This is a genomic window from Variovorax sp. 01T439_2, from assembly GCF_056398445.1.
Genome location: NZ_JBFTPJ010000175.1, coordinates 1 through 7894, shown reverse-complemented (window position 1 = coordinate 7894; position 7894 = coordinate 1). Strand labels below are relative to the sequence as shown.

Below are 7894 nucleotides of genomic sequence, written 5' to 3'. Positions count from 1 at the left end.
GACGAACACCGGCGCGCACAGGTGGGCCAGCAGGCGGCTGAAGAACAGCTCGGGCGGCGTTTCCGCCGCGACCATCGGGTCGGGCACCTGGTGGTGCAGGTAGAAAGTCTCGCGCACGTGGTCCAGCAGCATGAACAGGATCACGAGGCCGCGCAGGGCATCGATGGAAAGCAGCCGGGCGCGGGCCGGCATGGAAGGAGGCGGGATTTCAGGCATGGCGTTATTGGGAATGAATTCCCAATAATGTAGCGCACCGGAAATTCCGCGCCCGCTATTCCCCGAGCAGCTCCCCGATCGGCTGCAGGTCTTCGACCCGGTCGCAGATCGACTTGATCACCATGGTGATCGGAATGCCCAGCAGCAGCCCCCACACGCCCCAGAGCCAGCCCCAGAAGATCACGCCCACGAACACGGCCACCGGGTTCATGCGGCTGGTGCGGCTGGTGAGCCAGGGCATCAGCAGGTTGCCGACCAGCGTGTGGATGGCAAGCGACACGCCGCCCACCAGGATGCCCATCTCCAGGCTGTTGAACTGCAGGAAGGCCACCAGCCCGGCGGCCACCATGACGATCACCGAGCCGACGTAGGGAATGAGGTTGGTCACGGCCGCGATGATTCCCCACACGGCGGCGCTCTCGACCCCGATGGCCCAGAAGGCGAGGCCCGTGGTCACGCCCACCAGCGCGCTGATCAGGATCTGCACCAGCAGGTAGCGCTCGATGTTGCGGGTGATGTCGTCGAGCACATGCACGGTGACCTTCTTCTTCTGCAGGCTCGGACCGGTGATCTTGATCAGCTTGCGCCGGAAGGTGTCGCCGGAGCACAGCGCGAAGTAGGTCAGGAAGGCGACCAGCGTGAGCTGCCCGATCGCCTCGAGCAGGCCGACGGTGCCGCTCAGCAGGTAGTCGCGCACGTTGAAGGACGGCCGCTCGATGACCACGCGCGCAACGCCCTTGCGGGCCGCGACGCGCGCGGAGTTTTCCTCGGCCGCCTTCTCGAGCTGCGCGGCCGCCTGCTGCACGCTTTCGAGCGGCGTGGCGTTGGCGCTCCTGCTCCGGCGCATGGCCTGCCCCAGTTTCTGGGCCGCGATGGGCAGCGATTCGGCCAGTTGCGTGGCATTGCCCGAAAGCGAATAGCCGGTCCAGCCCAGGCCGCCGAACAGGCCGACGAGGATCAGCGCGGCGGCGATCCAGCGCGGCAGCCACAGGCGGTGCAGCCGCTCGACCAGCGGCGACAGCGCGTAGGTCAGCAGCAGGCTCAGCATCAGCGGGATGAAGACGGCCTGGCCCCATCGCAGCGCGAAGACGCTGGCCAGCACGGCCAGCACCACCAGCGAGGCGCTGCGCACGTCGACCGGCATGTGCAGCAGCAGGCGTTCGGGCTCCGGCCGCAGCTCGGGCGGCACGGCTTCGGGCGGGGACTCCAGCACGGGTTCGGGCGGCACCTCGGCCGGGGGCTCCGCCGGCGATGGCGGCGGCTCCGGGGGCGGCTGCGCGGCCGGGGCATCGCCGGCCGGTTTGTGGTCATCTGTCATCGCGCTTCCTTCAGCACTTCGCGCACTGCAGCCAATTGTCGCCGCGACACCGCCACGGGTTCGGGAATCGCGTCGAGCCGCAGGGCCCAGCCTTCGGCGTCTTCCCCGTCGTCGTATTTCTCGAGCGCGCGGATGGCCGAGCGCGCCACCAGCGCATTGCGGTGCACGCGCAGGAAGCGGGTGGGATAGCGCTCCTCGAATTCGTTCAGCGAGCCGTCCAGGATGTGGCTGCGCGTGGCGGTGCGCACCGTGAGGTACTTGTACTCGGACTTCAGGTAGAGCACCTCCGACAGCGGCACCCGCTCGGCGCGGCCGCGGTCCTGKATGAGCACGCTTTCCTGCAGCGCGTCGGCCTGCAGCGCGCGCCGCTCCTTCAAAAAACGCTCGGCCTTCTGCAGCGCCTGCTGGAGCCGCTCGGCGCGCACCGGCTTGGTCAGGTAGTCGACCGCGTCGAGGTCGAAGGCGGTCACGGCATGCGCCGCATGGGCGGTGACGAACACCACCGCCGGTGCGTCGGCCCGCCCGCGCAGGGCGCGCGCCACCTCGATGCCGTCGATGCCGGGCATGTGGACGTCGAGCAGCACCAGGTCCAGCGCCATGCCCGCGAGATGCTGCTGCGCCTCGGCGCCCTGGGCGGCCTCGGCCACCACTTCGGCGGCGGGCGAGCGGCAGTCGCGCAGCAGCGTGCGCAGGCGCGAGCGGGCCAGGGCTTCGTCGTCAACGATCAGGGTCTTGAGGGTCATGATTCGGCGGGAATGGCAATGCGCACGCGGTAGTTCTTCTGGTCCATGCCGGCGCTGAACTGCATCTGCATGTCGTGCAAGAGCCGCAGCCGGTCGCGCACGTTGGCCAGCGCAATGCCATGGCCGCGCGGCAGGGGCTCGTCGGCCCAGCGCAAGGGCGGCAGGCTGTTGACCACCTCGATCACCACCACGCTGCCGCGGCGCTCGGTGCGGATGCGCAGCTTGGCGCCCTCGGGGCTGGGCTCCACGCCGTGCTTGATGGCGTTTTCGACCAGCGGCTGCAGCAGCAATGGCGGCAGCCGCGCGCTGCTGGCCGCGGCGTCGAGGTCCCAGCGGATGCGCAGCCGGTCGCCGAAGCGCACCTGCTCGATGGCCAGGTAGCGCTCGGCCAGCGCGATCTCGTCGGCCAGCGTGCCCGATTCGCCCGGATCTGCCAGCGCCTGGCGGAACAGCTCGGCCAGGTCTTCGAGCATGGTCTCGGCCTTGGCGGGTTCTTCCCGCACCAGCGCAATGGCGCTGTTGAGCGTGTTGAACAGGAAATGGGGGCGGATGCGCGACTGCAGCTCTTCCAGCCGGGCCGTCATGGCGGCCGGCGTCTGGCCGCGCGCGCGCAGCACCATCGCCGCCATCACCATGCCCGCGACGAAGGCGCCCGCCACGGCGCTCGCGAGCCAGGGCGCGGTGCCCAGCACGCCGGTCAGCCGAAGCAGGCCGCAGCCATAGAGCGAGGAAACGGCACCCAGCGCGGCGCCGGCCGCGTACTGCGCCTGGCGCGGCAGGCGCCCGAGCGGCTTCTTGAGCCCGCAGGCCGCCACCAGCCACAGCAGCGTGGCGGGCAGCGCGCCGCCCGTGACGGTGGCGGTCTGCACCAGCCATTCGCCGGGCGAAGCCGACACGAACAGCGTGGCGGTTGCCACCAGCGCCTCCACGAACAGCACCGCGCGCAGCACCACCCCGATCTGGCAGGCGTCGAACAGCCCCGGGCTGCCGCGCGCGGCCAAACGCCCTCTTTCCGGCGGGGCCGGGGGCGTGGGGGTGGAGGTGGCCGATAAAATCGCCGGATTGCGCATCACTGATACATCGGGTAACCAACCCATTATTGCCTCTACCACGGCTCCCATGACTCAAAACCAACTCGACAAGAAATCCGAAGCCTGGTCGGCCCTGTTCTCCGAACCCATGAGCGACCTCGTGAAGCGCTACACCGCGAGCGTCTTCTTTGACAAGCGCCTGTGGCAGGCCGACATCGAGGGTTCCCTGGCACATGCCGGCATGCTGGCCGTGCAGGGCATCATCGGCAAGCAGGACCACGCCGAGATCGAGCGTGGGATGGCGCAGATCCGCGCTGAAATCGAATCGGGCGCCTTCGAGTGGAAACTCGACCTGGAAGACGTGCACCTGAACATCGAGGCCCGGCTGACCCAGCTCGTGGGCGACGCCGGCAAGCGCCTGCACACCGGCCGCAGCCGCAACGACCAGGTGGCCACCGACGTGCGCCTGTGGCTGCGCGGCGAGATCGACCTGATCGCCGAGCTGCTGGTGGCGCTGCAGCTGTCGCTGGTGGACATCGCCGAGAAGAACGTCGAGGTCATCCTGCCCGGCTTCACGCACCTGCAGGTGGCGCAGCCGGTGAGCTTTGGCCACCACATGCTGGCCTACGTGGAAATGTTCAGCCGCGACGCCGAGCGCCTGCAGGACGTGCGCAAGCGCGTCAACCGCCTGCCGCTGGGCGCCGCGGCGCTGGCCGGCACCAGCTACCCACTCGACCGCGAGCTGGTCGCCAGAACGCTGAAGATGGACGGCGTGTGCCAGAACAGCCTGGACGCCGTGAGCGACCGCGACTTTGCGATCGAATTCACCGCCGCGGCCAGCCYGTGCATGGTGCACGTGAGCCGCATGAGCGAGGAACTGATCCTGTGGATGAGCCAGAACTTCGGCTTCATCCAGATTGCCGACCGCTTCACGACCGGCTCTTCGATCATGCCGCAGAAGAAGAACCCCGACGTGCCCGAACTCGCGCGCGGCAAGACCGGCCGCGTGGTCGGCCACCTGATGGCGCTCATCACCTTGATGAAGGGCCAGCCGCTGGCCTACAACAAGGACAACCAGGAAGACAAGGAGCCGCTGTTCGACACCGTCGACACGCTCAAGGACACGCTGCGGATCTTTGCCGAGATGATCGGCGGCATCACCGTGAAGCCCGAGGCCATGGAAGCCGCCGCGCTGCGCGGCTACGCCACCGCCACCGACCTGGCCGACTACCTCGTGAAGAAGGGCCTGCCCTTCCGCGACGCGCACGAAACCGTGGCCCACGCCGTGAAGGCCGCCACTTCGCACAAGGTCGACCTCGCGGAGCTGCCGCTGGCCGTGCTGCAGCAGTTCAACCCGAACATCGAGAAGGACGTGTACGACGTGCTGAGCCTGCGCGGCTCGCTCAACGCGCGCAACATCCTCGGCGGCACCGCGCCGGCCCAAGTGAAGGCGCAGATCGCGCGCCACCGGGCCCGACTGGCCTGACGCCCAAGGCCCCGCTTGTTCTACGCCATCCCGCTCGAGAACAAACCGAGCTGGCGCAATCCACCGTGGATGACGGTGCTGCTGATCCTCGTGAACATGATCGTGTTCTGGGGACCGCAGCGCAGCGAGGAAAAGGCCGAGGAGCGCGCGGCCCGCTACTACGTGAACAGCGTGCTGCCCGAGCTGGAGCTGCCGCCTTTCGTGGAGTGGCTCGAGAAGACGGACCCCAGGCGCGGCAAGCAGGCGCGGCGCATGCTGCCGCACGAGGAAACCCATCCGCAGCTGCTCGACAGCCTGCAGAACGACAGGAAATTCCTGCAGAAGCTGCAGGCCGGCGAGGTCATCACGCCCGCGAATCCGCGCCATGCCGAATGGAAGCGCGACCGCCAGCAGTACGAGGCGATGCGGCCGGCGTCCTTCACCCAGCGCTGGTCGCTCGACCATGACAAGGGCGCCGAGCCCAAGCCCTGGACCTGGATCACCGCGGCCTTCCTGCACGCCGACACCGGCCACCTGCTGGGCAACATGCTGTTCCTCTTCCTGTTCGGCTTCTCGGTCGAACTGGCGCTGGGGCGCGGCACCTACCTGGCCTTCTACCTGCTCGGAGCCGTCGGCTCTTCGCTGTTGTCTGGCTGGGCCTATGCCGGCAACGGCGGCCACGGCCTTGGCGCCTCGGGTGCGATCTCGGCGCTGATGGGCATGTACGCCGTGATGTACCGGCTGCGGCGCATCCGGTTCTTCTACCAGCTCTTCTTCTATTTCAACTACGTCACGGCGCCTGCCCTCCTGCTGCTGCCGGCCTGGATCGCCAACGAGCTGATGCAGCAATGGTGGGGTGACCAGAGCGTCGGCTACATGGCGCACCTGGGCGGCCTTCTGACGGGCGCCGCGCTGATGGCCGGTGCCATGTGGCTGGGCCGCGTGAAGGCGCCCGAGACCGTGAAATCGGAAATGGCGACCGACGACGACCGCTTCGAACAGCACGTGGCCGCCGCGCGCAAGCTGTCGGCGGCAATGAAGTTCGAGCCCGCCTGCGCCGAGTGGCGCGCCGCCGCCGCCTTGCGCCCCGGCGACACCGACACGCTGCGCGCCTGGTTCAACACCGCGCGGCTGCAGCCCGCGGGCGAAGACTTCCACCAGGCCGCGCGCCGTATCTTCCGCCTGCCCGCCACCGACCCCGACACCCTGGCCCTGCAGCACGCCAGCTACACCACCTACCTCGACCAGGCGAAGCCCGGCGCGCGCCTCCCGCCCGACGACATGGCCCGCCTGGCGCGCCGCTTCACGCGCGTGCGCCAGTTCCAGGACGCCGACAAGCTGTGCCGCGTGCTGCTGAAGACCGCGCCCGACCATCCGGAGCTGGCCGACACGCTGTCGGTCTGCGCCAACGGCCTGCTGCATGCCGGCGAGCGCGACATGGCCGTCGGCTGGCTGCCGCACCTGCTGCGGATCGCGCCCAACGACATGGYGACGCGCGCCCTCGAGCGCGCCTGACCGCGGCTGGAGATCAGGCCGCGGGCCGCAGCAGCCAGCGCACTTCCTGCGTCTGCTCGCTGTCCGGAAAACGCGATTCGAGGGTCGCCAGGATCGGCTGCGCCATGTCGGCGCGGCCGAGCCCCTGCACCAGCACCCGGGCTGCCAGTTCGTAGGCCTGCGGAATGGCTGCATGGCCGCGAAAGCGCCGGTCGAAACCCGACAGCAGCGCCAGCGCCGCATGCGCATCGCCATTGCGCCATTCGGCCTTGGCCAGCGTCATGACGGTGGGGGCGTCGTCGAGCGCAAAGGTCTTGTCCTTTTCGCGGCAGGCCTTGAAGACCTTGAGCGCCTCGGATGCCAGGTCGCGCCGCAGCAGCAGCGGAATGAAGCGGCGCGCCTGGTCGAGCAGCGTGGACGCCTTCTCGGGCGCGAGCAGCAGCACGCGGTGGTAGCGGCGCTGCGCCGCCAGGTCGTCGGCCGCCGCCACGCGCTGCGCCTCGTAGGCGACGCCAAGCGCGCCGGCCACGTCGCCGTCGGTGATGAGCTGCGCCACTTCGGCATCGGTGCGCTGCGCGGCGATCTGCTCGGGCGTGCGGCGGTCCACCGGCGCGCCGTCGTCCACGCCGCCGCCGGGCAGGAGGTCGATGCCGAAGGCGTCGTGGTGCTGGTACATCACGTAGCCCAGCAGGCTCGCCATCACCCAGCCGAAGTAGATGAACGCGAAATTGGCGATCGGCAGCATGATGAGGCCGTCGATCATCGGCAGCAGCATGCCGATGGCAATCTGCGCACCCGCGCTCAGCAGGAACAGGAAGAAGCACAGCAGTGCATAGGGCCAGCCGATGATGCGCATCGCATCCATCACGTAGCCGGGGTTCATGGCCTGGAAGAAGCTGCCCGACTGCACCAGCACGATCACCGCGGCCGGAAAGGTGAACGACACCACGAACACCGCGACCGTGCCCAGCACCGGTTCGTACCAGGCGAGCCAGCCGATCAGCGCGCCCTGCACCACCGAAATGGCAAACAGCTTCCAGGGCAGGTTGACCCAGTCTTCGTTCAGCTCGCGCGGAAAATCGGCCGAGCGCCAGATGCCGCGCGAACCGAGCGCCGTGACCTTGAAGCCGTAGCGGCTGGCCGCCAGCACGATGCCCAGTTCGATCACGACCAGCGACAGGCCGGGATGCAGGAAAGGAATGGCCTCGAACAGCTGGCTGCAGAACGCGAGCACCAGGCCGTACATGAACGGCCGCAGCTGGAACGGAAACGCGAAGAAGCTGTTGAGGCGGTGCCAGAACGGCGGCGGGGGCGGGGGCGATTCCTTGATGCGCATGATGGCCTTGCCCGCGGCTACTTGAAGAAGTCGCTCTGGCTCATGGCGCCGCGCCCGCCCAGGCGCACCACCGTGACGCCGTCGCCGTGCACGAGCCGCATCTGGCCCAGTTCGCGCTCCAGCCGCTGCGTGAAGCTGCTCTTGAACTGCATGGCCGCCTCGCCCATCTTCAGCACGCTGGTGCCTTCGACGGTGGCGCTCTTGCGGTCGCTTGCCACGTCGATGCTGTCGATGTGGTACTCGTACTCGAKGGTGAGCATGCCGCCCATGCGCTCGCCCACCGACTCGAAC

At 68.7% G+C, this 7894-nt stretch carries 6 protein-coding genes and 2 pseudogenes; 2 read left to right on the top strand and 6 right to left on the bottom strand.

Annotation, left to right across the window (positions count from 1 at the left end):
• The 4 genes and pseudogenes from AC1DOC_RS10865 to AC1DOC_RS10850 all read right to left on the bottom strand — a co-directional run.
• Window positions 1–216, bottom strand: a pseudogene (locus AC1DOC_RS10865) (hypothetical protein); the annotation flags it as partial.
• A 55-nt stretch (window positions 217–271) separates the two neighbouring features.
• Entirely contained in the window at window positions 272–1534 is a 1263-nt protein-coding gene (locus tag AC1DOC_RS10860) for an AI-2E family transporter (protein ID WP_012746511.1), read from the bottom strand.
• Window positions 1531–2277, bottom strand: coding sequence for a LytR/AlgR family response regulator transcription factor (locus AC1DOC_RS10855; RefSeq protein WP_012746510.1), 747 nt, complete (start codon window positions 2275–2277; stop codon window positions 1531–1533). The genes AC1DOC_RS10860 and AC1DOC_RS10855 overlap by 4 nt, the downstream gene beginning before the upstream one ends.
• Entirely contained in the window at window positions 2274–3347 is a 1074-nt protein-coding gene (locus AC1DOC_RS10850; RefSeq protein WP_478083244.1) for a sensor histidine kinase, read from the bottom strand. The genes AC1DOC_RS10855 and AC1DOC_RS10850 overlap by 4 nt, the downstream gene beginning before the upstream one ends.
• 49 nt (window positions 3348–3396) lie before the next feature.
• Here AC1DOC_RS10850 and argH point away from each other — a divergent pair, with 49 nt between their 5' ends.
• Together argH and AC1DOC_RS10840 are read left to right on the top strand one after the other, a co-directional pair.
• Window positions 3397–4794, top strand: coding sequence for an argininosuccinate lyase (gene argH, locus AC1DOC_RS10845; protein WP_478129787.1), 1398 nt, complete (start codon window positions 3397–3399; stop codon window positions 4792–4794).
• A gap of 15 nt (window positions 4795–4809) precedes the next feature.
• Window positions 4810–6288, top strand: a complete 1479-nt coding sequence (locus tag AC1DOC_RS10840; protein WP_478129786.1) for a rhomboid family intramembrane serine protease — start codon at window positions 4810–4812, stop codon at window positions 6286–6288.
• A gap of 13 nt (window positions 6289–6301) precedes the next feature.
• Here the strand turns inward: AC1DOC_RS10840 and AC1DOC_RS10835 are convergent, their stop codons facing one another.
• Window positions 6302–7603 (bottom strand): tetratricopeptide repeat protein, encoded by a 1302-nt coding sequence (locus AC1DOC_RS10835; RefSeq protein ID WP_478079654.1) that lies wholly within the window; start codon window positions 7601–7603, stop codon window positions 6302–6304.
• A gap of 17 nt (window positions 7604–7620) precedes the next feature.
• Window positions 7621–7894, bottom strand: a pseudogene (locus AC1DOC_RS10830) (hypothetical protein); the annotation flags it as partial.